19 protein-coding genes are annotated in these 24,202 nt (G+C 55.8%); 7 read left to right on the top strand and 12 right to left on the bottom strand.

The window, feature by feature from the left end; translation table 11 throughout:
- Positions 1 to 33 precede the first annotated feature (33 nt).
- Positions 34 to 1,284 (top strand): FAD-binding oxidoreductase, encoded by a 1,251-nt coding sequence (locus CA54_RS22300; protein ID WP_146373171.1) that lies wholly within the window; start codon positions 34 to 36, stop codon positions 1,282 to 1,284.
- A 29-nt stretch (positions 1,285 to 1,313) separates the two neighbouring features.
- Complete coding sequence (locus CA54_RS22295; protein WP_146373170.1) at positions 1,314 to 2,726, top strand: hypothetical protein; 1,413 nt, start codon at positions 1,314 to 1,316, stop codon at positions 2,724 to 2,726.
- A gap of 126 nt (positions 2,727 to 2,852) precedes the next feature.
- Here the strand turns inward: CA54_RS22295 and CA54_RS22290 are convergent, their stop codons facing one another.
- Positions 2,853 to 4,286: a serine/threonine-protein kinase gene (locus tag CA54_RS22290; protein ID WP_146373169.1), complete on the bottom strand. Its 1,434-nt coding sequence runs from the start codon at positions 4,284 to 4,286 to the stop codon at positions 2,853 to 2,855.
- Between the two features lie 351 nt (positions 4,287 to 4,637).
- Between CA54_RS22290 and CA54_RS22285 the strand changes: the two genes are divergently transcribed.
- Positions 4,638 to 5,774 (top strand): CPBP family intramembrane glutamic endopeptidase, encoded by a 1,137-nt coding sequence (locus tag CA54_RS22285; protein WP_146373168.1) that lies wholly within the window; start codon positions 4,638 to 4,640, stop codon positions 5,772 to 5,774.
- Positions 5,775 to 5,803: 29 nt separating this feature from the next.
- On the opposite strand, the gene CA54_RS22280 is transcribed toward CA54_RS22285, so the two are convergent.
- The 3 genes from CA54_RS22280 to CA54_RS22270 all read right to left on the bottom strand — a co-directional run bounded on the left by CA54_RS22280 (position 5,804) and on the right by CA54_RS22270 (position 9,348).
- Entirely contained in the window at positions 5,804 to 6,523 is a 720-nt protein-coding gene (locus tag CA54_RS22280) for a hypothetical protein (RefSeq protein WP_146373167.1), read from the bottom strand.
- 62 nt (positions 6,524 to 6,585) lie between these two features.
- Entirely contained in the window at positions 6,586 to 7,875 is a 1,290-nt protein-coding gene (locus tag CA54_RS22275) for an ATPase, T2SS/T4P/T4SS family (protein ID WP_146373166.1), read from the bottom strand.
- Positions 7,876 to 8,124: 249 nt separating this feature from the next.
- Positions 8,125 to 9,348 carry an FAD-dependent oxidoreductase gene (locus tag CA54_RS22270; RefSeq protein WP_146373165.1) on the bottom strand — a complete coding sequence of 408 codons (1,224 nt, stop codon included), beginning with the start codon at positions 9,346 to 9,348 and terminating at the stop codon, positions 8,125 to 8,127.
- Positions 9,349 to 9,606: 258 nt separating this feature from the next.
- Here CA54_RS22270 and CA54_RS22265 point away from each other — a divergent pair, with 258 nt between their 5' ends.
- On the top strand, positions 9,607 to 12,381 hold the full coding sequence (locus CA54_RS22265) for a CehA/McbA family metallohydrolase (RefSeq protein ID WP_146373164.1): 2,775 nt from the start codon (positions 9,607 to 9,609) through the stop codon (positions 12,379 to 12,381).
- A gap of 40 nt (positions 12,382 to 12,421) precedes the next feature.
- Here the strand turns inward: CA54_RS22265 and CA54_RS22260 are convergent, their stop codons facing one another.
- Positions 12,422 to 12,997, bottom strand: coding sequence for an RDD family protein (locus CA54_RS22260; protein ID WP_146373163.1), 576 nt, complete (start codon positions 12,995 to 12,997; stop codon positions 12,422 to 12,424).
- Positions 12,998 to 13,471: 474 nt separating this feature from the next.
- Between CA54_RS22260 and CA54_RS22255 the strand changes: the two genes are divergently transcribed.
- Positions 13,472 to 15,067, top strand: coding sequence for a hybrid sensor histidine kinase/response regulator (locus CA54_RS22255; RefSeq protein WP_197532724.1), 1,596 nt, complete (start codon positions 13,472 to 13,474; stop codon positions 15,065 to 15,067).
- Positions 15,068 to 15,089: 22 nt separating this feature from the next.
- Here the strand turns inward: CA54_RS22255 and lepB are convergent, their stop codons facing one another.
- The 4 genes from lepB to CA54_RS22235 form a co-directional block, all read right to left on the bottom strand.
- Positions 15,090 to 16,115, bottom strand: a complete 1,026-nt coding sequence (lepB, locus tag CA54_RS22250; RefSeq protein ID WP_197532723.1) for a signal peptidase I — start codon at positions 16,113 to 16,115, stop codon at positions 15,090 to 15,092.
- A gap of 48 nt (positions 16,116 to 16,163) precedes the next feature.
- Positions 16,164 to 16,748: a hypothetical protein gene (locus tag CA54_RS22245; protein ID WP_146373160.1), complete on the bottom strand. Its 585-nt coding sequence runs from the start codon at positions 16,746 to 16,748 to the stop codon at positions 16,164 to 16,166.
- A 194-nt stretch (positions 16,749 to 16,942) separates the two neighbouring features.
- Positions 16,943 to 17,515: a hypothetical protein gene (locus CA54_RS22240; RefSeq protein WP_146373159.1), complete on the bottom strand. Its 573-nt coding sequence runs from the start codon at positions 17,513 to 17,515 to the stop codon at positions 16,943 to 16,945.
- 103 nt (positions 17,516 to 17,618) lie between these two features.
- Positions 17,619 to 19,043, bottom strand: coding sequence for a DUF1501 domain-containing protein (locus tag CA54_RS22235; RefSeq protein WP_146373158.1), 1,425 nt, complete (start codon positions 19,041 to 19,043; stop codon positions 17,619 to 17,621).
- Between the two features lie 185 nt (positions 19,044 to 19,228).
- Between CA54_RS22235 and CA54_RS22230 the strand changes: the two genes are divergently transcribed.
- Together CA54_RS22230 and CA54_RS22225 are read left to right on the top strand one after the other, a co-directional pair.
- Positions 19,229 to 19,645, top strand: a complete 417-nt coding sequence (locus CA54_RS22230) for an acyl-CoA thioesterase (RefSeq protein ID WP_146373157.1) — start codon at positions 19,229 to 19,231, stop codon at positions 19,643 to 19,645.
- Positions 19,646 to 19,648: 3 nt separating this feature from the next.
- The gene (locus tag CA54_RS22225) at positions 19,649 to 20,128 is read left to right on the top strand and encodes a hypothetical protein (protein ID WP_146373156.1); all 480 of its coding nucleotides are present in this window, start codon (positions 19,649 to 19,651) and stop codon (positions 20,126 to 20,128) included.
- Between the two features lie 284 nt (positions 20,129 to 20,412).
- Here the strand turns inward: CA54_RS22225 and CA54_RS22220 are convergent, their stop codons facing one another.
- The 3 genes from CA54_RS22220 to CA54_RS22210 all read right to left on the bottom strand — a co-directional run bounded on the left by CA54_RS22220 (position 20,413) and on the right by CA54_RS22210 (position 24,070).
- Positions 20,413 to 21,513 carry a hypothetical protein gene (locus CA54_RS22220; RefSeq protein ID WP_146373155.1) on the bottom strand — a complete coding sequence of 367 codons (1,101 nt, stop codon included), beginning with the start codon at positions 21,511 to 21,513 and terminating at the stop codon, positions 20,413 to 20,415.
- A 209-nt stretch (positions 21,514 to 21,722) separates the two neighbouring features.
- On the bottom strand, positions 21,723 to 23,339 hold the full coding sequence (locus CA54_RS22215; RefSeq protein WP_146373154.1) for an ArnT family glycosyltransferase: 1,617 nt from the start codon (positions 23,337 to 23,339) through the stop codon (positions 21,723 to 21,725).
- A complete protein-coding gene (locus CA54_RS22210; RefSeq protein WP_146373153.1) occupies positions 23,288 to 24,070 on the bottom strand; it encodes a glycosyltransferase family 2 protein in 783 nt (260 codons plus the stop codon). The genes CA54_RS22215 and CA54_RS22210 overlap by 52 nt, the downstream gene beginning before the upstream one ends.
- Between the last annotated feature and the right edge of the window lie 132 nt (positions 24,071 to 24,202).

Raw genomic sequence — 24,202 nt, 5'->3', positions numbered from 1 at the left:
CGATAGACCCCATTCCGGAATTCTCTGCTGATTATGACTACGACCGAGTCGTCCGACGAATTTACTCCTACAACATCCGATGAAGCCCGCGACTTTCTCGCAGAGAATTCCGCCGGGGCAGGCCGGGCTATCTTTCCGGTTGGTGGCCGGACAGCACTGCATTACGGTTATGCTCCCACGCAGCCCGGCTTTGCCTTTTCCACGTTGCGGTTGAATCGCACGATCGACTACCCGGCGCGGGACATGACGATCACCGTCGAGGCCGGGATTCGGATGGACGAGCTGACCGAAATTCTCAAAGCCGAAGGGCAGCGGTTACCGATCGACGTTCCGCAATCCTCGCGCGCCACGTTGGGCGGCGTCTTGGCCACCAACACCAGCGGACCGCGGCGATTTGGTTTCGGCACGATGCGCGATTACCTGATCGGCATCACATCCATCGACGCCGCCGGCAAGACGTTCAGCGCCGGTGGACGTGTTGTCAAAAACGTAGCGGGTTACGATCTGTGTAAATTGATGATTGGTTCGCTGGGAACCTTGGCGGTCATCACCCAAGTCACGCTGAAGGTCATACCGCAACCGGAAATGTCACAATTACTGTGGTGTGCCGCTGCGGATTGGCAGGCCGTGGAAGTCGCGCTCGAAAACCTACTGACTTCCGCAACCCGACCGGTTGCTCTAGAGGTACTCAACGCCGCCGCCGCTCACGAAATTGCCGCCGAAGCCCGATTGGATTTGCCTTCCAGCGGACCGATCTTATGCATCGGTTTTGAGGGAGCCGCACGCGAGACAGAGTGGCAAGCCGAAACCATGTCGGTTGAGCTGGAAGCAGCCGGGATTTGCGACGTTGCGGTCGTGGCTGATGCCGAGTCGCTGTGGTTCGCACTGACCGATTTCGCGACCTCATCCGACGAACCGCTCACATTTCAAGCCAACCTGCGTCCGTCGCGACTGGTCGAGTTTTCCGAATTAGCAACCTCCGCCGGAGTCTCGCTTGCCGCGCATGCCGGCAACGGAATTGTGATTGGGCACCTCCCGGATGAAGTGACCACGCTCGATGCTGCTGTGGAATTATTGTCCCCGCTACAAGCATTGGCGCATGAGGCGGATGGCAATCTGGTGATTTTTGATTGCGATGAATCGTGGAAACAGACGATCCCGGTTTTCGGCCAAGCGCGGCAGGACCGGGCGTTGATGCAGCGGATCAAACAGCAACTCGACCCCCGGGATATTCTGAATCCCGGGCGAGTGTTTACAAAAAACGCAATGTCCGCTGCCCAATGACGGGTGGCGCTATTTAGCGGGGAAGCACGATGCAGCATCAACGGACCGCGGGGACAGAACAACCGGGCTGGCGCTGGGGGCCGTTTACGTTTCGCCTTCCGTTTTATCATACGGGCATCACTTGGCCGGAATTTTTTCAAGGCATCTTCGTCGCCGGCGCCACAGGCTTGGGACTGGTCCCGTTGTTGACGGGACCCTTCGGACTGTCTTTTGAAGAGGCGGTCGCCTGCATTTTTATCCAATCAATGCTCATTAGTAGCGCGCCGATTCTATTCGGCGAGCCGTTCGCGCCGGGCTGGGTCACCCCCGCGTTGCCGTTGGCCATTGCCTTTATTTTGGCCGTCGATGGGAATGGGAATGCGGTCTATGGTACTCCCCAAGAGAAGTTCCAAATGATGACGGCGGTCTCGCTTAATTTTGCTGCCATCCTCTTTTTTATGGGTGCAACGGGATTGGGGCATCGGTTCATTCGCTGGTTGCCCGATGCGCTGAAGAGCGGCATCATTTTAGGCGCCGCGATCGCCGCCTTGATGCGGGTTATGTTGGATGAAAAAAAGGAGCTGTTGCTCAAACAACCGATCACGACCACTGTAGCCGTCGCGATCTGTCTGATTCTCACGTTTTCGCTGCCCGTGCAGCGACTCAAATTGCGGTGGCGGTGGCTGGCGAAATTCGCAGGGTTGGGTTTGCTCCCCGGATTCGTCATTGCTGCCATTGTCGGTCCGCTGCCATGGGTCAATGAAATTAGTTACAGTGATGCAATCAAGTCGATCGGGACCAACTTTAACGACATCATTTTGATCCCCCCTTTCGCTGACCTTTTCAACAAAGTTTCTCCCTTTGCGATCGGCTGGCCCAGTCTGACAATGTTTCTCGATGGGTTTCCGCTGGCCATCATGGGCTACGTAATCTTGTTTGGAGATCTGATCACCGGTGCGGAAGTCATACAGGATGCGCAGCCTAGTCGGCCGGATGAAAAAATCGTGATCGATGTCAACCGCAGCCACTTTTCGTTGGCGATTCGCAACGCCATGATGGCGCTGTTTTCACCGTTTTTTCCAACGCAAGGCTGCCTGTGGACCGGGGTGCATGTGATTGTTGTGCAGCGCTGGCGGGAAGGACGACAGGCGATGGACTCCCTGTATACTGGGATTTCATCGTACTACGTCTTCGGTGTGCCGCTGTTGTACATGATCTTGCCGTTGTTGAATGTTTTGAAACCATTGATGGGCATTGCCTTGTCGCTGACCCTGGTCCTCACCGGATTCGCCTGTGCGTATGTCGCCATGGGCATTTCGAAAACACCGATCGAACGGGGCGTCGCTCTGCTCACTGCAGTCTCGCTGGTGGTATTTCCCAATCCCTGGGTCGGCATGTCCGTGGGCATCGTGGCAACATTGCTATTGGTCGGCCTACCCAAACGCGATCCCGACCCCGCATAGGGAGCGTCGCGACGCACCTTTCTATGTAGTACGAGAGATACGCCTCTAAGTCCCCTCACAAGAGAATCTCTTTGCGCCTTGGCGTCTCTGCGCGAGGCCGATCTACCGCAACGGAAATCGATCCATTCAGTGGCAGTCTTCCCCGGTGAGCCGGTTTTCGATTTCATCGGCACGGGTGGAGACTTCCAAGATGCTGCGGCGGATTTCTTCGACTTCGACTGTGGAGCGTAGGTGTGAGTTGACCATCACAAACATTTCCCGCCCGTCGACTTCTCGAATCGCTAAACTGCCGTGTGGGATCTCAGAATTGAGTCGCAACGCCGTTTCGAAAAATTCCGGGTCGGCCGGGCAACAGATGCTATAGATCAACAGCAAACATTCCCCGGCATGATGGTCGCTCGGTTCGACAAACAACACCTGTCGGCGGCCGTCGGGTAATTCATGGTCAATACGATACCGCAGGTCTTGTCGTGTCCAGCGAATCGACGGGTCGTTTAAAAAAGCATCGGTCAGCAACGATTCCAAATCGCGCGTCTGTCCCAAGACTGCTTGCAGCAGTTGCGCTGCTTCGATGCCGTCACAGGGACGATTGTGTGGGCTTTTGGCCAACAGCAAGCTGAGCACTTCGCCCATGACCAGACTGACGCGGGGATTGAAATCGCGAATGTTCGGCAGCGCTTCGGTTGCAACCTGCGCCATCAATTCATCAATCGACTTGGCCACATACGGCAGGCGGCCGCTGAGCATCAAAAAGTAACAGACCCCCAACGCATAGACGTCGCTCGCGGGACTGGCCGGTTCGCCGTGGAACAATTCCGGCGCCATGAAATTCGGCGTGCCGGCTAAGTCTTTGGGAAATTGCCGCAGTGTGGATATCCGTTTCGCCAATCCAAAGTCGGCGAGCTTGGCAATGCCTTGATGATTGAGCAAGATATTGTCGGGCTTAAGGTCGCGATGCACGATCCCCGCGCGATGCGCCGTCGCCAGTCCGTTGGCGATTGTCGCTGCCAAAGCGGTGGCCCGAATCGGTGTCAATCGCTGTTCATCGCGAAGCAATCGTTGCAACGAGCGCCCGGCGACAAACTCCATTTCTAAAAAATGAAATCCTTTTTCTTGTCCAATCGCGTGAATCGTGACCACATTGGGATGGATCAACGACGCCGTGGCGCGGCCTTCGTTGACGAAGCGTTCGACGTAGTCTTGATCGATCTCCGCGGATTTGGGAGACAGAATCTTCAGCGCGCAGTACCGATCCAAATCGCGGTGCTTTGCCAGATACACCCGCCCCATGCCGCCGCTGCCGATGAGCGATTCCAATTCGTAAACGTTCAGGGCGCTGCCCAACAGGTCGTCGAATTCTTCTGAGGGTTCCGTATAATATGTGCCGTTTCCGTGCCAATCGTGAATCAGCAACGTTTCCTGCAGTTGGTCGCCCATGATCTCGGGCAAGATGGCTCCGCACCGCGTGCATTCGCCATCCACAGTGGCCAGACGCTCATTGCAGCCTGGGCAGAAGACAACATTGGGGGCGGCATCGGATTGTTCGGTGATGGAATTCACGGATTCAGTCACGGTTGAGGAAACAAAGTCTGCGAACGATCAAGGGGAGCGGTTCGTTCTATTTCAACAAGAATTGGCGACAGATTCCAATATACGGCCGACATAGGCGAATCACGGGTGTTGCTTTTAAAGAGTGATTCGCCAACGGAGCGAGAATCTTGATGGGTTCTCTCACCTTCCAGCAAGTGTTGCACAGAGACTAATTGACCCCATCCGGATTGCGCGGTATACCAGACGCGCAGCGGAAAAACAGCCAACTTTTTCTGGACGCTGCTCACTTCAATTTACTATGTCCCGCCCCGGAGTACAGCGCCGGATACGGTCATTTTCCCGGTAAGGGTCCCAGATTCCATGACGCATGAACCGCCGGAGGGTACCGACGAGCCGCTGCCGCCGAGGGAGAATGACCCGCCGGTCGAAGACATCTCAACCGATGTGGGCGAGACAGACGTGGCATTGCCCGAACAGGAACAAAAAGTCGAAATCAACGTTGTGCCGCCGCCGACGTGGTTCATGCGGACGGTTTTTCCCGGTCTCGAAGCCGTTGGCTGGATGGTGGGTACGCTGATTGCAATATTCACCGGCTCTATTGCAGCGGCCATAGTGGTGAGTGTGGTTTGGATAGTGGCTCACCCCAACAGCGAGTTCTCACCCACAATTATCGAACAAGAGGCTATGTTGCCGGCGCTGATTGGCTCACAAGTATTTTTGATCGGCTTTGCGGCGCTGGGTGTCTTTGTACGGTTCGGTACAAAATTCCCCCGCACGTTGGGACTGCGGCGGCTGTCGTTGGGGCATTTGCTGGTTGTGCTCGGATTGACGTTGCCGGTTCAGTTTCTCGCGCATGCCTGGTCGAGCTTGGCCAGTGACCTGTTGGAGTCGGTCGGCATTGCCATCTCGTCGCAAGAGTACATGGATCAAATGCAACAAATCCTCGGCGCTGGTCCACTGGTCATCATGTGGCTGTTGATGGCCGTTTGCCCAGCAGTGGGCGAGGAGTTGATCTTCCGCGGTATCATTGGAAACACGCTCGTGCGCAATTGGGGAGCGTGGTGGGGCGTGCTCGCCACATCGGTACTGTTTGGCGTGATGCACCTCATGCCTATTCAGGCCATTGCCGTCATCCCCTTGGGCATGGCGATGCATGTTGTCTATCTGCTGACCAAGAGCTTTTGGGCACCCGTCCTGTTGCACCTTGCCAACAATTCCCTGGCGCTGCTCATGATGGAAGCCGCCGGCGAGTTGAGCGAGGCGGAAGCTCAAACGCTTGAGGAGCCGTTGTCGGGGGGGATCCTCGCCGCATCGCTGCTGACAGCCCTCTGTCTATTCGGCATCCTCTGGCAAACCCGCCGCCTGTCCGGTAATGCAGATGCGGTGGAGGGCGAAGGGGAGATAACTTCCAATCCCGCGACGCCCATCACCTATCTGGCTGCGGCACTGAGCCTAGCCGGAGTCGGTGTGCTGACGTATTTGATGATCATGGAATAGCGGTCGGCACAGCATGGTTCTGGCGCACGCTATTGCTTGGGTTTGTCGACTTTCTTGCCGTACAAGAGGATATCGTCGAAATTCCCCGTGTCGTCGAATGAGCCGATGCCGACTTGGCCCCAGGTGAAATTCTTATCGACGGCCGTCATCACGGGTGTTTCCATGTCATCGAAATAAATATCGATCGTGCCCGATTCGACATTGCGAACCACGCGAGCGTGATGCCAATCGTCATCCCAGTTCGTCCCGTCGGTCGTTTTGGTGGAAATCGATTTCCGGTCGGCGTCGTTGACGATAAAGATGTTGTTGGCGTGCGGATCCATCTTCTTGCCCAGGTGCACATAATACAGGTGCGACGGGTCTTGGTATCCGAAAAACATGCACAAGTCGCGGTGGCCATAATCCTTAATCGTCGATTGCAATTGCACATCCAGCACGAAGTCGCTGACGTACAAGTCCTTGATGAATGCGCGGTTGTAGGGCGAACGATAGGGGGTTTTGAGCTTAATGCTTTTGTGTTGGCTATAGACGTGGTTATCTCCCTGGTGCGTGACCTTCCAACCTGCAGCGGTCGCTGGCAGCCAACGCTGAGCCTTGCCGCTTTCAAAGTCATCTTCAAAGATCAACGGCAAGCCATCAAGCGTTTTGTCCGGTTTCGATTTTTCGTCGGCCAAGCCCAACGAGACGATCGCCGCGGTAACGACGAGCAGAGCAGTAGAAATCCGCGTGAGAGTTTTGAGCGATATCATGTGATGTGTTCCTAGGTTAAATGTCTGTGATCGTCACCGGTAGTTTGTACTGTTGTGCCGGGTCACCGCCGTGCGCGAAACGCGCGCTGTAGTTCATCCAAACTGGTCACACCCTCGGCCACCAGCCGCAAGCCGTCCTGCTGCAGGCTGTGCATGCCTTCTTTTTTCGCTTGGGCGCGGATCGCTTCGGTCGTCGGGTCTTCAAGAATGACTTTTTTCATGCCGTCGGTCATTTCAATCAATTCAAACAACGCCACCCGTCCCTGAAAGCCCAACGCATCGCATTCTTCGCAGGGATCGAACTCCTCTCCTTGCGGAGCACGTCGGCACAGTTGTGTCAAATCCTTGGGCAACCCCGCTTTGGCCAGGAATGTGGGATTGGGACGAAAGACCTGTTTGCAGTCGTCGCACAAGCGGCGAATCAACAACTGGCTCACAATGCCGCGCACCGAATCGACGACCATTTGTGGACTTTTTGTCCATTCGACCAATTGCACCAAACCGGCGGCCGCATTGGTGGCGGCGAATTCCGAAACCAGTTTTCCTTCGTTGTGGAAACTGAGAAACGTGTTTGTGGTTTCCGCATCGGTCAATTTGTTGAGATAGATGATGTCCGCTTCTTGCCGAAAGCAACGCGTCATTGCTTCCTTCAAGGTTTCGTCGGGATTGAATTCGAACGCCGTAATGTTCGGTAATTCATCGCGGCCAAGATCCCCCATGGAAAACATCTGATTCAAATAAGGATCCAAGCCCCGCATCACGCCGTGCGTAGTCGAAGTGGTTCCGGAATTCGGCGGTCCGGCGACTCCCAAAAAACCGTTGGACGAAAGAACTTCACGGAGTTTCAGTTTGAGCTCCTCGTCACCACCCAGGTCTTCCAGCGTGATCAGTTCGTGCGACAAATCTTGCACGCGGATCACCAAACGCTCGCCGCTGGCCGTCGGGGTGACGGCGATGTCGAGGATGTATTTAAACCCCTCCAGCTCAGCCCGCAGACCGCTCGCTTGTTTTTTGTCGCGGACTTTCACGTTGAGCCCCGCCAACATTTTCAGCATCTGCGTGATGGCGTTTGCTTCCTGTTTGCCCAAGCGTCCGCCGGAGTAGGGCAGGCCGTCGATATATAACGTCAATTGCGACTGAGCACCTTTAGGATCGATCCGCATCATTTCCGCACGCCTCAGCAAAGCGTCGGTGACCAGTTCCTTGGCCGGAATCAGACCTACGTCGACCAATCGCTGGGCTTTGGCCAAGTTCGGATTTTGGTCGTTGGTCGCCCCTTTGAATTTGACGTAATCATACTCTTCGTCAACTGTTGGTTCGTCGTCGTCTTTTTTTCCAAATCCAAATATCATTGCCGGCTCCCGGCTGCTAGCAGCCTCAATCGTCGAGTACGGTCACGGGGCTCCGAAAACGGCACACCGTGATCCACTCCCTGGCGGAGAATGAACGGACACGACGTGCGCACCCTGACCGTCTGTTCGTCTTCTTTATGTCTGATCCCCTGCCCACGGCAGAGATGTTGCAAATCCCAAGCGGATTTCCTCTAAAATACCCATTTGAGCGCCCCACGACAACGCTGTACCGTTCGCAAACCGGCCGTCTCACCGGTTGGAATCCGCAAGTTGGCCGTTCGACGCTCCATTGAGGGGCAAGGAGTCCCCATTGGCGGTTTTTTCCGGGTGCGGGTCGTCAACTTGATGCAGCTTCATGAATTTGCGATCCAAGTAATCCTTCCATTTCCAAGCCCAGCGGCTATGGAAAGCTTGGCCGTGGTATTGTCCGATCGCTTTGTGGTCGCCCGTCGCCAGCAATGACAAAAAACTGGACTGCGGATGGAATTCCTCAAACGGCTGGTTTTGAAAAGACCGCTCGAGATTCTCCCACAGCACCGGCCCTTGCCGGACCGCATAGACGCCCGCTTTGGGAACCGGACTATCGGGGAAGGTTGCCGTATCGCCCACCACAAACACATTCTCCGCGCTCGTCGATTGCAACGTCGGGCGAGTCGCCAGAAAACCGTCGTCCGCCTTAGCCAAATCAAAGTGGCTCAACACCGGCGGCGGTGCAGCTGTGGTGGCGGTGATGATAATATCCGCGGCGAGACTCCGGCCATTTTCCAAGGTCAATTGACGGCCATCAAAATCCGCGACGCGTTGTTGCAGATGCGTCACAATTTCACGTCGCTGTAATTCCTCCCGAGCGAGTTGCTGCATTTTGGGCAGGTATCCCCGCAGAATTGTATCGCCCGCATCAATCAGATGCAGCTGAGCCGATATCAACCGCTTGGCCAGATATTCGTGTAGGCAAAACGAAACTTCTACCCCCGCTGCGCCGCCGCCCACGATCACGACGGACACCGTCGCGCTCTCGTTTCCATCCTGCGTCACCTCCACAAGCCGTTCCCGCAAACGGTGGTGAAACGTCGCCATCGGTTTGATGCTCAGTACCGCAGGTTGTTGCTGCAACGGGTCCGGAATTTTCGGCACCGAGCCAATGCCAATCGCAGCAACGTCGTACCGCAGCGGCGACCGGTTGGCCAACAGGACTTGTTGTTGCCCGGAATCCAATCCAATCGCTTCTTCATAAACCACGCGCACACCGCTCGCAGCAGCAAGTCGATCGAGGTCGATCTCCATTTCCCGCAGTTCATACAACCCCGCCAAGGTACCCGGTAACATCCCACTATAGGCCGCGCGGTTAAAGGCGGAAATCAATGTCACGCGCACAAGCGGAATCGGACGCTCTCGCCACTTGCGTACGATATGCAAATTCGTATGCCCCGCGCCGATCAGCACCAGATCTTGAGCAGGTAACGTTTCTTGCATGACAGAATCGGCGTTAGGATAAACTGTGCGGAATGAGTCTCAACCAATCGATCATCCCACAATCAAAGCAGCGCAGCAATCGACGGCCCAGACAAGGGAAAAAGGTAGTCGCCATTCCACCCCAGCAACCAACACCCTCAAGCCTCATTCCCCAATCCTCAGCCCCACCGTCGACTTGCCGTGGGCCGACTAATGTGTCACGATTTCAGTAATAAAAAATCTACAAGCCCAAACGCCCCCTAACGAGGAACCCTCCTCATGCGTGCTGTCATTGCCGTCGTTTGTCTGGCGATCATGATCGTCGTGATACTGCTCGCACCCTCCAGCAAGGCAACGGATGATGGTCCGACGACAATCACAGTGAAAATCGTCTTCGGCGCTGATGAACAGGCCGCTGCCTGGGATGGTCGTCTGGAAGTGGATGGCGGCGAAATTCTAGAGGTATCCGCAGCGATGCTGGAAGTGGGCGATCAACTTAACGCCGACACGCGCAGTTGGAAGATCAAAACCGGTGTCAGTCAAGGAAAACGCGTTTCATTCGCCGAGCCACAGCGAGAGATCTTTGTCAAACTACAATGCACCCCCGAGACGCTGTTGCGGGTCACAACCGAGCAGGGGGACTTTGAGGTCGCACCGACGAATCTCACCGCTGGCCGGCCGACGTCCTTGCTTGATGGGCGGGCTGAAGTGCATGCGTTGGGCAATGAAAAAATGGTCGCGCAAACCGAAACCGATGACGACTTCACCGCCATCGCCCTCGACGCCAACGGGCAGCGCCACGTTGCATGGATTGCTTTCGACACAACAGCACAGACCGACCGGCTGTGGATTCAAAACATCGACAAGCCGGGGAAAAAACCGGAGTTGATCACCGATGCCGTCGAAGTCGCTGACCTGCAACTGCTCAATATCAACGGCACACTCAACGCGTTTTGGAGTTCCTCCGGCACCGACAAGAACTGGGACCTTTACACCGCTGTCCGCGAAGAACGGGGTTGGCGTTCCCAACGACTGACCACTGCAACGGGAACCGATTTTCAACTCTCCGTCGCAGCGGGATCAGACGGACGCGTTTGGGTGGCCTGGCAATCCTTCCGCAATGGCAATGGCGATATTTACACCAAGGTCCGCAGCGGTGAGACCTGGTCTAAGGATTTTGTCGTCGAAGCGAATCCGGCCAATCAATGGCAACCGTCGATCACAGTCGATGCCGACGGCCGGGCCTGGGTCGGTTTTGATTCGTATGAAAACGGCAACTACGACGTCTATCTGACGAGCCTGACCGCCAAGGGCGCCAAGGGCGACAAGATTTCTGTCGGCGAACGCATCGCCATCGCACAATCCGCCGACTTCGAAGCGCATGCCAATGTCTTGGCCACCAGTGATGGCCAAGTCTGGGTGACATATGACGCTGCGGGGCCAAATTGGGGCAAGGATTTTCGCAACGGACCCACCATCGAAAACGGCCGCTACGCCGAACCGCTGCACGCATCGCGCCGCATGGAATTGCGTTGTCTCCACAACGGCAGGCTTGAGCAGCCTACCGAGCCGCTGCCGCAGATCTTGCCGCCGGAAAAAATCGCCGTCATCGACCGAGATCCAACCAGCAAACCGTCGCGCTATTACGATTTGCCCCAGTTGGCGACCGACGGTGATGGTCGTCTGTGGTTGATGTTCCGCATCTGCCGCCAAGGCTTTTGCCGACATCCTCCGCTCGGAGCACAGTGGAATATTTATGCCACCACTTATACCGAGCAGGGTTGGTTAGAACCGATACAGTTGCCACACAGCCAAGGCCGGCAAAACCAACACGTGGCGACCGCTTCCGGAACAGCCGGATCGTTACAATGCGCCTGGGCCGAAGGAAATCGTTTTGCCTCGGTCAATCGCAAATACGCCGTCCGCGCCGGTGCACTCCCCCCAATCACTGAAGCGGCCGCCGAGATTCCCTGCGAGTCGCTCCAACTTGACCCACCCGGCACGGCCGAACCCGCTCCGCAGATCGATTGGACCATCACCCGTGGCGGCGAAGAGTTCCAAGTCTATTTCGGCGACCTGCACCGTCACACAAATATCAGCCGTTGCATGCCCACGCTCGATGGCTGTCTGACCGACGCGCACCGTTATGCATTGGATGCGGTCGAGCACGACTTTTTAGCAGTCACCGATCACACCCGCGACGTCGACGCCTTCTCCTGGTGGCGCACGCAAAAGGCATCCGATCGGTTTCATATTCCAGGCCGCTACGTGCCGATCTATGCCTACGAACGTAGCAACATGACGCACGGCGGCGGGCATCGTAATGTCTTTTTTCTGACCCGTGGAGCGGAGGTGAGCCGCAGCGATCACTGGTATGCCGGTCGCAAACTGAAACGTCCCGACAATAACCCCACTGACACGCTCTACCCTTGGCTGCGCGAACGCGGCGATGCACTGACGGCAGCGCACACGCCTGAATACGATCGCAAAGCCAACCTCGGGACATGGACTTACAATGATCCGCAAGTCGAACCGGTGGCAGAGATCTTTCAAGGACTCCGCGAATCGTATGAACGTCCCAATTCGCGTGTCAAAGAAGAAGCTTCGTTGCAATATGCCTTGCATCAGGGATACAAACTCGGCTTCATCGCCTCCAGCGATCACCTTTCCACGCACATGTCCTACGCCTGTGTTTGGGCAAAAGAAAAAACGCGGGAAGCGTTGTTCGACGCCATTCGCGCGCGACGCACCTATGCCGCCACCGACCGCATCGGGTTAGATGTCCGTATCGGCGAAGCCCTAATAGGCGAGGAGGCACAAGTCGCCGGGGAGACCGTAACCCTCTCCATCCATGCCGAGGGGACGGCTCCGATCACCGATATTGAAATTATCCGCGACGGCCAAGTCCTCGACACCCTCCGCCCCGGCACGCCGTTGGTGGAAACCACTTTCAATGACCCCGCACCATTGCCCGGAAAAAGTTACTATTACGTGCGGTTGCTACAAGATGACGGCGCAATCGCCTGGGCGTCGCCGATCTGGGTCGCAAGATGAAGTCGCACAAAGGGGACATGAAAGCGTCCCCCCGCACGCATCAAGTGGTCAGCTGTGCCGCTTGCGCTTTCGGGCGGATGTGAGAGACCTGTTCATAAGCCAAGTTGTAGCCAAGTGCCGTATAGCGTGTGATGTGGACCTCTCCTGTTCCGATCGGTTTAGCGCTGGCTTTGACAACGCAAGTTCCTGCAAATCGGTCGTGTAACGTTTGGCTCTCATCGTCGAAGGTTGTCCACAGCAAATCGTAGAGCAGATAGTTCAGACCCAAACACCACAGGCTAAATCGCAATGTCATACGAAATACCGAGGGCTGTTCACCGCGGAGCGTAATGATTTTGGCACCGACCGCGCGATATCCGAGCGTCCGCAAGGGCGAGGCCTTGATGGCGGTCATGTACAGCCAGATCCAAATCATACAGGCGAGCGTTAAATAGGGCTCGACGTTTCCGATAGTTAGGGAGGCAAAAAATCCCATGAATAACGAAATCATGATTGAGGCTGCCACGACAGACAAATCAACAATCCATATCACCAGCCGTTTCCTGAGTCCGATGTAATCCTCGGATTTGAAATAAACGCCGGATCCTAAACTTGTATCGCGCGGCCGAGGGCTCATTGCGGCGATCTAATAAATCGGATGTCGTGTCGAAAAATGGCGAGTATCACGCAGCCTTATATCACACCAAGAAACTACAACGATATCCATGCTCCCGATCTCCAAAATGAACAGAGGTCAATTTCACCAAGAATCGAAAATCGGGATTTGCAGCCAATCCGACAACCCACACGCATCGTCGTGTCCAAGCCTGTGACCAGATCTAGAATTTTGCAGGTCAACTATGACACAGGTATTTGGTGACTAGGCTGAAGCAAGTCCGCGAGTTCTGTTGATTCTCGTATTTGATGAGAATCATGGTTGAGCGAATTGTCTAAAATCGTTTAGATAGTCGCTTCATGTAGTTTCAAAACCCTCCGCCGCGTCCCGCTGACACCGATTTGCAAGATGCCGGAACAAACACGACCAGGTTTTGAAGCTGGTTCTAACCAGACCGGTCGTTCAAGCCTTTATCAGAATAAACGAAACCGAAGAATGAATTCGACGAAACAGGATTCTCAATTTGCCTGGAGAGCCATGTGCATCTTCCTGGCCTTGGGAGGTTGGATTTGTTTGCTAAAGTTCATCGAGAGATTTGAGCTGATTTCTCCCATGAACGTCAGCTTGCTACGGTTGATTTCCAGCGTGATCTGTTTTGCCTGGCTGGCGAAGTATTCACTCCAAAAGCGCCTTTCGACGGCGATCCGCGCCACATTTCTGGTGTTCGTTGTCAGTATCACCTTGGAAATGTTCTTCGGATTTACCGAGGATGTCGTCGCTTGGAATGAGTTTGCGATTGTCGGGCAGAACAGCCAAACACGTCGGCTTATCGAACAAATCCTTTCCGGATTATGGTTTAGCAGCGGCTTGTTTTTAGTCTATTTGATGATCAGGTCACTGGAGCAAACCAGCCGACAACTTGAAACAGCCTTAGCCGAACTGCACGACTCACAGGAACAGAATATCCGCCGGGAACGCTTGAGCGCTTTGGGCGAAATGGCCAGCGGAATCGCTCACGATCTCAACAATACGCTGGCACCCGTGGTCGCCTATACCGAGTCGTTACTCACCATTTCCGACCTCTCCGTCGAACAACGTCGCCAATGTGAATGCGCACTGCAGGCGGCCAACGATGCCGCAGCTGTCATTAAACGCCTGGGATATTTTTATCGCGGTCAAGATGTAACTGTGACTAACGAATTGGTTTCGCTCAAAGAACTCGTCTCGCAAATTCCACTACTCACCCGGCCCAAATGGCGGGACGAGGCGCAACTCCAAGGCTGCACTCTGGACGTGCGGTTGGATCTAGAGGACGTTCCGCCCGTAAGAGGCAGCGCCGCTGAATTACGGACGGTGCTGACGAATCTTCTGTTTAATGCCGTCGACGCCATGCCCGATGGTGGGGTGATTACGCTCAAATTGTTTAAGCAGGAAGAATCCGTCGTCGTAGAAGTCATCGACACCGGTACCAGCATGTCCGACGAACAGGCAGCACGGTGCTTTGAACCGTTTTTCAGTACCAAAAAGGAAAACTCGGGACTCGGATTGAGCGTCTGCCACGGGATTGTGTTGCAACATGGCGGAGACATCGAGATTGACACCTCCCCGCAGCGTGGTTCGATCTTCCGCATCATATTACCGATTGCTGAAAATTGCCAAGCGGCCATCGCCAAGAGGCCTGCGGCATACGAACCGAAGACCGAATTGCGTTGTTTGTATGTCGAAGACGATGCCGCTGTTCGCGATGCATTCGCCACGATGTTTGACGCAATCGGTGTCCAATTGAAGGTGGCTGCCACTGGTGACATTGGCTTGGAGATGGTGCATCAGCACAGCTATGACGTGGTCTTCACCGATCTGGGGATGAACGGCACGGACGGCGCCGTCGTGCTGGCGACCATCAAACGCATACGTCCCGACCTTCCGGTCGTCGTCGTTTCTGGTTGGCCTCGCGAGGAAGTCAGCGCCTGGTTCACCGACAAAGCACAACCGGATCACATTATCGAGAAGCCGGCGATGCTCAAGGACATCGTACGCGTACTGGCGGCGATCGACACACCCGCCCGCACGGACGAATCGGTCAACGTCTGATCGGGAAGTCGCAACCGTCGCACTATCGAAACACGCGCCAGCGGCTCGGCGGCCAATAGGTGTGAGTCACGATACCGTCGAGGTGATCGGTCGGGACTGCGTATTTCGAATGACCTGGTGCACCCTCATACCACAATCGCGAGTCCTTGGACCGCGAAGAAAAATCGCCGAGCACAAAATACTCGTCTTCTGCAAGTTGAGCCGGGAACTCCACAGTCCCTGACATTGGTTCGAGGAAATGCTCAATTTTGGTTATGTAATTCAGTCCTCGCAAATGTTCTGGCAACTGTTGTTTCGCTCCGTCTATCCACACGGCGCCGTCGCGAATCACAACTTCCTCACCCGGCAGTCCGACCAACCGCATGACGTATCTAGTCGCAGGATCTTCAGGGTAGCGAAATACGATCATGTCCCATCGCTGCGGCGACAGATATTTACTGGCGATGATACGGTCTTGCGGGTGCACATGAGTGTCGAAATTGTCGACCATGGATTCATGGAAATTGTCCACGCAGATCATCAACTGCGGTGAAGGTTGTTCTCCCTCGATGATTTGGTATGCAGAACTGACGGCGCGGCTGCCACACTCTTTGCAGACGCCTTCCCAATGAGGCCCCATCAAGGTGGGAGCCATCGAATTGGAGGGTAAGGTAAATGCCTCAAAGAGGTGTTCCCGGACCGGGAAAGCCAGAGCGATTTGCACCAGGAATGTCGAGGCAAGAGTGGGAATCCATATCAGTAGCGACTTCCACCATTTCGTACGCAACACGCGAGAAATAATCAGAACTGGAGCGGCGAAAGCCACTGCCAGAATGGTGAACGCCATCACGGTTTGCAACTGGGGAAGAAGTGATGTCGTCACCCAAGCCAGTACCATCAGCGCGAGATAGGCCGCTGATATCAGCACGGTCGCCCAGAGTGCCCGCTTAATAGTCGCCGCTTCGATTTTGGCCATCCGCGCGCCCAACCACAGGATGATTGCCTCCAGTAAAAAATTTGTGAGGAGCGATCCGACCAATACAGCGATGAAAATTGTCGTGGTGAGCATGAGCGCTAATTCGATTCCATGTGAACACGTCGAATTCCGCCACCACATTTATTGTGGTGGCTTGTCGGAGTTCCACTTTACCGTCTTCGCCAACTTCCGGTCTAGAGTCGCCCAATTCCCGGACTGGGCACTGAACATGGAAATGAAATCTCCATGGACCACCTTGATGTATTCCATACCGACCGCCAGATTCTTTCCGTCGCCGACCGGGATTTTGAGTTCATCCCAGTTTCCGGTCACCGCGCTATAGGCATAAACCCGTTTGCCAACGGCCACACCCACTAGATTTAGGCCGAGAACCGGAGTGATCGGTTCCTGCTCGCCCTTTTCAACGTCCAACGGTTGAATGCTCCATTGGCCAAGCTGGGAACTGTAAGCGGCAATGCGTGCTTGATCTTCAGAAACAACCACCGCTGTCGCCAGCGTCTCAAGCATCCCCCCATTTTGGCCTTGCGCTCCCCCAAATCCTCCTCCCCCGAATAAGCCACCCCCACCAACCCCCCCCTGAGCTGGATTGCCTTGTAAATCGTCCGCGCCCCCTCCGCCGAACTGCGCATTCGCCGGTAACGTGGCCCACGTCACTATCACACTCATCGCAGCGATTGCCGTCAAACCGTACGCGAGTCGCTTCATCGTCTTCTCCTTATCTAAAAAGAGGCCGGCGCAATCCGAGCGTTGCGTCCTGGAGAATACAACGCGATTCCGGCGAGGGATTCACGGGGCAAATTGCGCCCGGAGAGACTGGGGGCAGAGAAATCGCCCTCGATCGGGTCAGCTTACGTTGCTGCGTGTGCTTGTCAGCTAAACTGATCCAACACTGGCCGGTATTAGACTTCCTGGGTATCCGGCGTATTGTAAATGCGCTGGCGTAAAAAGAATTTCCAGTACGTGTAAGTCAAATATCCGCCGACGCAACCGGGAATTACCCAGGAAACTGGTTCGATAGCGCTCATGTACCACGGCGGTTCGGCAAGGTCGGCCAACAGAAGGATGAAAGACATACTCAGAATCATGAGCATGACCGACAACGCGAAGACGAACATCAACCAACAAAAAACGAATCCGTAGAGGAAGGCGTGCGAAAACTTTTCAGGCTGCGGATAGCGGAGATGACAATAGCCGAGCACGGTGACCATCGGCCACCAAAACCAAAACACTACAGCTGCCAAATACCCGTGCGGGCGATGCCCAAACATATCTAAGAACCTCTCTGCGATCGAGGGAATTTCGACTTCCCCGAAACGTGCGTAAATCAGCGTCGGATACTCCCAAGCTACCACTTGCAGGAACACGCCAACAAGGAACAACGCCAGACCGCTGACAGCGACCATTGCAATGGCCGCATCGCGCCGTTGATGGAAAGGAACTGCCTGTAAGAGCGCGTTACTAGGAGTTTGCATGCGACCAATCCATGCGCGAGGAGGTGGTGGTCCATGGGGGAGCTATGATCAATAACGAGAACGCTCAGCATAATTCACTCTGCACAGAGCATTCACACGCAAATCACCCAAACAATTCCACCACCGGATGGCCTTCACTAATGCGCGTTGGGCGGCCCGCTTGGCTGTAGACCGCTTCGTCCGGTGAGAGTCCGAACGCGTGGTGAATTGTCGCCCCCAGATCGTCCGGGCTGACCGGGTGGTCTTGCACATAGCCGGCATGTGCATCGGTGCTCCCATATACCTGTCCGCCGCGCACTCCGCCGCCGGCCAAGACCGTTGATTGGCAACCGGCCCAATGATCCCGCCCGGCTAGCTTATTGATCTTCGGTGTCCGTCCAAATTCCCCCGTCACCACCACCAACGTTTCGTCCAACAGACCGCGATCGTCAAGGTCGTCCAGCAAAGCGGTGAACGAACGGTCGAACGATGGCGTACAGTATTCGTGACGCAACATCGCATTGCCCCGATTCGGCCCCCCGCAGACCGGTCCGTCGATGCCGTGATTGTCCCACAAATTGAACTGACAACCATCCGGTCCGAAGAAGGTCCAAAACAGATTCACCATCCGCACACCCGCTTCGACCAGCCGTCGCGCCATCAGAAAACTTTGTCCGTATTCATTGTGCCCGTAACGTGCGCGCGTCGCGGCCGATTCAAGAGACAGGTCAAACGCCTGTTTGGCTCCATTGTCCGACAGTAACGAAAACGCGTTGCGGTAGTGTTTATCCAGATCGGCACCTTCGGTCGAATGTTGTTGCAGGGCCTTCGTTCCCTCAATTTGCTCAAGCAGCTTTTGTCGTCCAGCGATGCGTCCCGCTGGGACAATCGGTTGAATCGCATCCACCTGGAACAACTCGTGCGACAGCGAATCTTTCTTTGGTTTGTTGAGCATGAACGGATCGAACGCCGGGCCCAAAAATCCGCCGGTTTGCCCTTTGAAAAATACCGAGCCGGTCGTAAACGGCCGCGGAACCGTGACCCACGCTGGCAAATCCCCGCACCCTCCCAACAGGTTATGTAAGATTGCACCAAACCCCGGATGGTCGCTGCGGGTGGGGAAGGTCTCGTTGGGACGTGGGTTCTTTTGTCCCAACAACGAGTCCATAATCGCCACGCCATGCGCTGCGGAGTAGGCGTACTGCGAGCGGAGAATCGCAAATTTGTCGGCCCGCTGCGAAGTCAGCGGCAACAAGTCGCCGATTTGTATCCCCGGCACGTTGGAATCGATCGGCTGATACTCGCCGCGGATTTCTAACGGAGCATCCGGTTTGGGATCCCACAGATCAATCTGCGAGGGGCCCCCGCACAAAAAGATGTAGATACAATTCTTGGCCGTCGCTGCCTGACGGGGATGGGCTGATGGCGTCTCTTCGGCCTGTAGCAAGTTCGGTAGACTCAACCCGGCCAACGCCAGGGGCCCCATCCGCAATAGGTCCCGCCGCGATATCCGCGGCGGACTGCCAACAGACGGGAACAGATTCAGCATCGCGGCCTCCCCAGGGGCTACAGGCTTGAGACGACAGGCTTGAGAAAAGGCGTGGGAAAACGCGCAGGCCAGTCTGGCAAACGCCCCTTGCCATGTCTACGGCCTACAGCCTAAAGTCTACAGCCTGAGAGAATTCGCTGTCAAAGCCAAGCCCGGCGGACAGTTGTCGCATACGGAGATCGAATATGCCGGCCGTTTATGAACATCATCGCACTGTGCTCGATGCGGAAATCGATGGATTGGGACACGCCAACAATGTGGTCTACCTGCATTGGATGATCGATGCCGCTGTCGCCCACTCCGCCGCCCAAGGTTGGACCGGCGACCGGTACCAGGAATTGGGGACCGGCTGGGTCGTGCGGCGTCACGAGATCAACTACTTGCAACCCGCGTTCGCCGGTGAGGAAATCATCGTACGCACCTGGGTCGCCGATATGCGGCGCGTGCAATCTCAACGACGGTTTGTGATCGAACGTGTAGAGGACAACGTCAAACTGGTCGAGGCCACCACGAATTGGGCGTTCATCAATTTCAAAACCGGAGCCCCGGCACGCATCCCGGCCGAAGTCACCGACTCGTTCGAGATTGTCACGGCCGAGTGAACCATGCGGGTACACGTCGAATCACAACTGGACTGCGATCCCCAGACCGCTTGGGAACATGCCAAATCCAGCGCAATGCTAGTCGCCGTTTCGAAGCCCATGGTGGACCTGCGCCCGCTGCGCGGCGAGGAATTCCCTAATACTTGGCAACAAGGCATGACCATCCGCTGCCGGTCGTTCCTGTTTGGTTTTTTGCCCCAAGGCACGCGGGAATTGTATTTTGAACGGGTGGATGACACGGCCCGCGAAATCCAGACTCGCGAACACGATGCGCTGGTGCGCCGTTGGGACCACCTGATCCGCATTCAATTCGTTAGTGTGGAGGCTAATCAAAATTCGACCTGCATCTATTCAGACACGGTCGATATCAGCGCAGGCTGGCTGACGTTGGGCGTTTGGCTGTTTGCAAGCTGTTTTTACCGTCACCGCCATCGACGTTGGAGACGGATGGCGGCGAATTTCTCAAACAGCGAGAATTCCTAAACAAGGCTTTATTAATTTTCTGTGAATTTTTCGTGAAAAAATCTTGTTTTCTGATTTAGCCTGCCTATGATTCTACTGACCCGGCTAGAGCAAACAGTCCAGTTTAATCGCTGGAGCGAGCGCCTGTTTGTTCGCCGGGTTATTTTTATGCGCCGACCGGTATTGCCTCCAATTGCCCGTGTGCTGCGATTGCCTGCCGCAGTGCCATGCACGAAATGCCAGGCTGCTGGGGAGCGGGCATGGGCCGCGAACCACGAGTTTCTCCATGCCCCAGGAAGTCGTGCCTAAGCACCCTCCTGCGGAGTTGTACCAGCGACGAAATACCGCCGCACCCACAGCATGTATGCCACGACCACTCCCATACCCAGGCCCGCCATCAACGGAATATTCATGTGTTCGAACATCCCCGATTGTTCAATGATTTTCAGTTGTTCCTCCGGCATATCCATTTCGCGGTAGAAGTCCATCATGCTGATGCGTGAAAACGTGACCAGCCCTGACAGCCCGAAAAGCAAATACACGACAAGTGTCGTCCACCAGGCCGACATCTTCATTTTGTACGTGGCCCACGCCAGATAAGCCAAGAGCGGAGCTAAGGCTAAGTAGACCAAGGTACCCGGCACACCTTTCAACAGGAATCCAAAGACCGGGAGAACGCTGCCATAGCTGAGCGACAGAGGCATCGAGAGCGCCCCAAATGCTAAAAACAAGCTCAGCGACAGCACTGGCAGTGGACACTTGTCGGTCCAGCGGGGATAGGTATCCTTAAACTCACACGTCGCCTTCACGTGCTTGCTCTGATAGAAAATGATAAAGATCCCAGGCAAGATAATGTACAGACAGCCCATCGTAGCCATCATCACCGTTTGGGCAATGATCATCGCCTGTGGGGGGACCTTCTGGTCCTGAGCAGATATGCTGAGCATGTTGGGCATCACAAAGCACATCATGATCAAAGACACGAGTCCCATGGCCAACCACATCCAGGCCAGCACCAAGGTCAAAGCGCGGGCCCAGCGGCGGGCCAGAGTTGAGCCCACTCCCAACCAAATGAGCACCACAGCCACCATCCCGTACATGCCAATGGCGGGTAGCATCATGCGAACGGTCGTCGGGGCCCCGGAGGCTGGGCTGGCGAGGGTCGACAGCAACATCATTGGAACCAGCATCGCCGAAAAACAGCCCATGATGATTTGCAGGATCCCGAACACAAGAAGTCCTGTGGATCGGTCATCGAACTGCGGACTGACAACGGTTTGATCGTCGCCGCCAGCGGCACCTGGACCACTTTTTGGCTGCGCTGCGGGTGGAAGAGTATCGCCCTCAGCCTTGGCGCGTTTTTCCGCATCATCCGCCTGCGAAGAGTCATCGTTGTCGTGATTCATAGCTCGCCCTCATCTAGCGCCTGATCGACCACGTGAAAAGCAGAACGACATCATACCATCGCAAGACAAGAAGTCCTAATTGATCAGCGCGGCGACAAAGAGGGGCTAAGAAATACGACCCGGATGGCGGGACTTAACTTGTATAGCTGTCTTGAGCGTGCCGCTTCGTTCAACAGCGAATCTGTGTTTGATCCGTGTTCAATCTGTGGCTAATGATGCCGTTCATCCTCACGCACAGCCGTCACCAGCGGCGTCGATTCCACCCGGTACAGCGTCGCATCAATTTCGCGCAGGCCGTGAAAGCTGAAGCTCCGCTCTGGAGTCAATTTCCACCGCGTCCAGCTTTCGATGATGGGAACCTCCGGCGCCGGGGCGATCAGCCATTGCGGGCGGCGCTCCAGCAGGTCACGGGGGTCGGGGAACTCTTCGTGCAGGCCGAGTTCGTAGGAAATCAGCGGGTGCGAATGATAGACCAAGACCGGTTGCCCGTCGGTCTCTGTTTTCACATCCTGCACAAAGCTGGCAAATTCTTGGTAATCCACGCGCGGTCCGACATTCGCGTAGTGGTAGTACAAGCCATGCGCGCCGAGAAATGCCAAGGCCATGACCGGCATCGCCAAATCGCGCCGCCAACGGATGGCGGCAATCGTCAGCCCGCCCGCCACCATCGTGGCTAAAGCAATCGCAATTGCCAGTCTCCCATCCGCCCGGAAGGAGACCACCAAGCCCCCGATTGCCAACACCGCTCCGGCAGCCAGTGGAAACCAGGCCCTCTCGCGTCGCGCGAGCAGCGCCGCCATTTGCTCCAGGGCCAACCCGGCCAACATGAACATCACCGGATAAACCGGCAACAACAAGTCATGCCGCTTCGAGGGAATCGCGCTGAAGAACACAAAGTACGCTGCCGCCCAGATCACCAAAAAGCGAATCTGCGTCCAGTTCTCTTGGCGACGATAAGCGGCTATCGCTGTCAACACCCCGATAAGTGACCAGGGGGCGATCCGTGTGAAGAGGTGGCTGATGTAATAATAAAACGGCTGTGTTTTCACCGACGAACCGGGTAACCGCCGCGCCAATTCGTTGTTAAGCACCGTTTCCCGAAACTCCGGCAGGCGCATCACGATCAGCAGCCAAGTCGCCGTGGCAATGGAAAAAATGATGAGGCCCGGCAGTGCGACACGCAGCTTCGCCACCGACGGCCGTTCGCCCTCACGCACCGCCCAGAGCACTAGGAAAATCCCAAACAAGCACGGTCCGACCGGTCCCTTGGCCAGGACCGAGGCTGCCATAATGATCCCCAGCACCGACGATTTCCACCACACGTCCTTGACGGCCACCAACACATAAATCGCCGCATAGACCGTCGCCGTCATCAGCATATCGGTCCGTGCGAACCACATCAGTTTGGTGAAATGATGCGAAGCAATGCAGGCCATGCAGGCGAAGAACGCCGCTGGCTGCCCGAGAAAATGCGCGGTCAATCGGTACAGCAACACCAGCAACAAACCGGCTGCCAACAGCGAGGGCAATTTGATCACCCACGGGGCCGTCGATCCCACCGCTCGGCACAACCCAGCAGCCATCCAATTGTAGAGCGGCGGTTTGGTGGCGATCAGGCCGTTGACCTCAAATTGGGTCGCCCAATGTCCGTGATGCAACAGGTCCATCACGTAGCCGACCTGCTTGTTTTGGTCGCCCTCGAAAAAATCATTGGGAGCGGACAGGCGCAGCATCGCCGCAACCGCGAATAACAGCACCAGCCAATAAGGATGCGTCAGTCGTCGCAACTCTTGATGTGGTAACTCAGTCGAGCCGATCGCATCCATCGTACAGCCAACATGTCTAAAAAAGGGCCGATAAGACGATTGAAAAAGCCGTACTTACTTTTGCCCGCCACGCGCGGGCGGTCCGTGACGTCGACCTCCACCACGCGATAACCTTCGATGGCAAACAAAACCGGCAAAAAACGATGCATGCCGCGATACAGTTTGACGGACCTCAGGCAACGGCGGCGAAAGAGTTTGAATCCGCAATTCACATCGCGCAGCGTATCGCCCAGCACCGTGCGGCGAATGGCGTTGGCGAGTCGTGACGAAAACCGCTTGCTGAGCGTATCGCGGCGTCGCATCCGGCGGCCGCAAACCATGTCGGCGGTCGCGGCCGCATCAACCAATCGGGGAATGTCCCGCGGATCGTTCTGGCGGTCGGCATCCATCATGATGACCCACTTGCCGTTGGACAGCGTAAAACCAGCGTGCAGCGCGGCGGTCTTGCCGCAATTGGTCTCCAGCCGCACCACGCGAACCGTCGGGTCGGCGGCGGTTAATCGCGCTAAAACCGAACCGGTGTAATCCCGGCTGCCGTCGTCGACGAACACGATCTCAAAAGTCCCCTCGACCTCCTGCATCGCCGAGATGATTTCGGCGTAAAGCGGCTCGATATTGTCCGCTTCGTTGTAGGCGGGAATCACAATCGAATAGACGGTGACTTGCGCATCGAGCGGCGTTGCCCGCGCGAAGGGGCGTTTGATGTCAGCGGTTTGTGATGAGTCGTGCATGACGTCCGCGGCCTTGTGGGAATCCGTTCCGCAACCGTTTTGAGGCGGCTAGTCCAACAGAGTTTCAAGATCGTGTCAAGGTGAAATTCACCGACCCGGGAACTGCGGTTGTCGCTCTTGGAGAGAGTGTGT

Origin of the sequence: Symmachiella macrocystis (genome assembly GCF_007860075.1) — a bacterium.
In the GTDB taxonomy this organism is placed as follows: Bacteria; Planctomycetota; Planctomycetia; order Planctomycetales; family Planctomycetaceae; genus Symmachiella; species Symmachiella macrocystis.
This window is presented reverse-complemented; position numbering and strand designations above follow the sequence as displayed.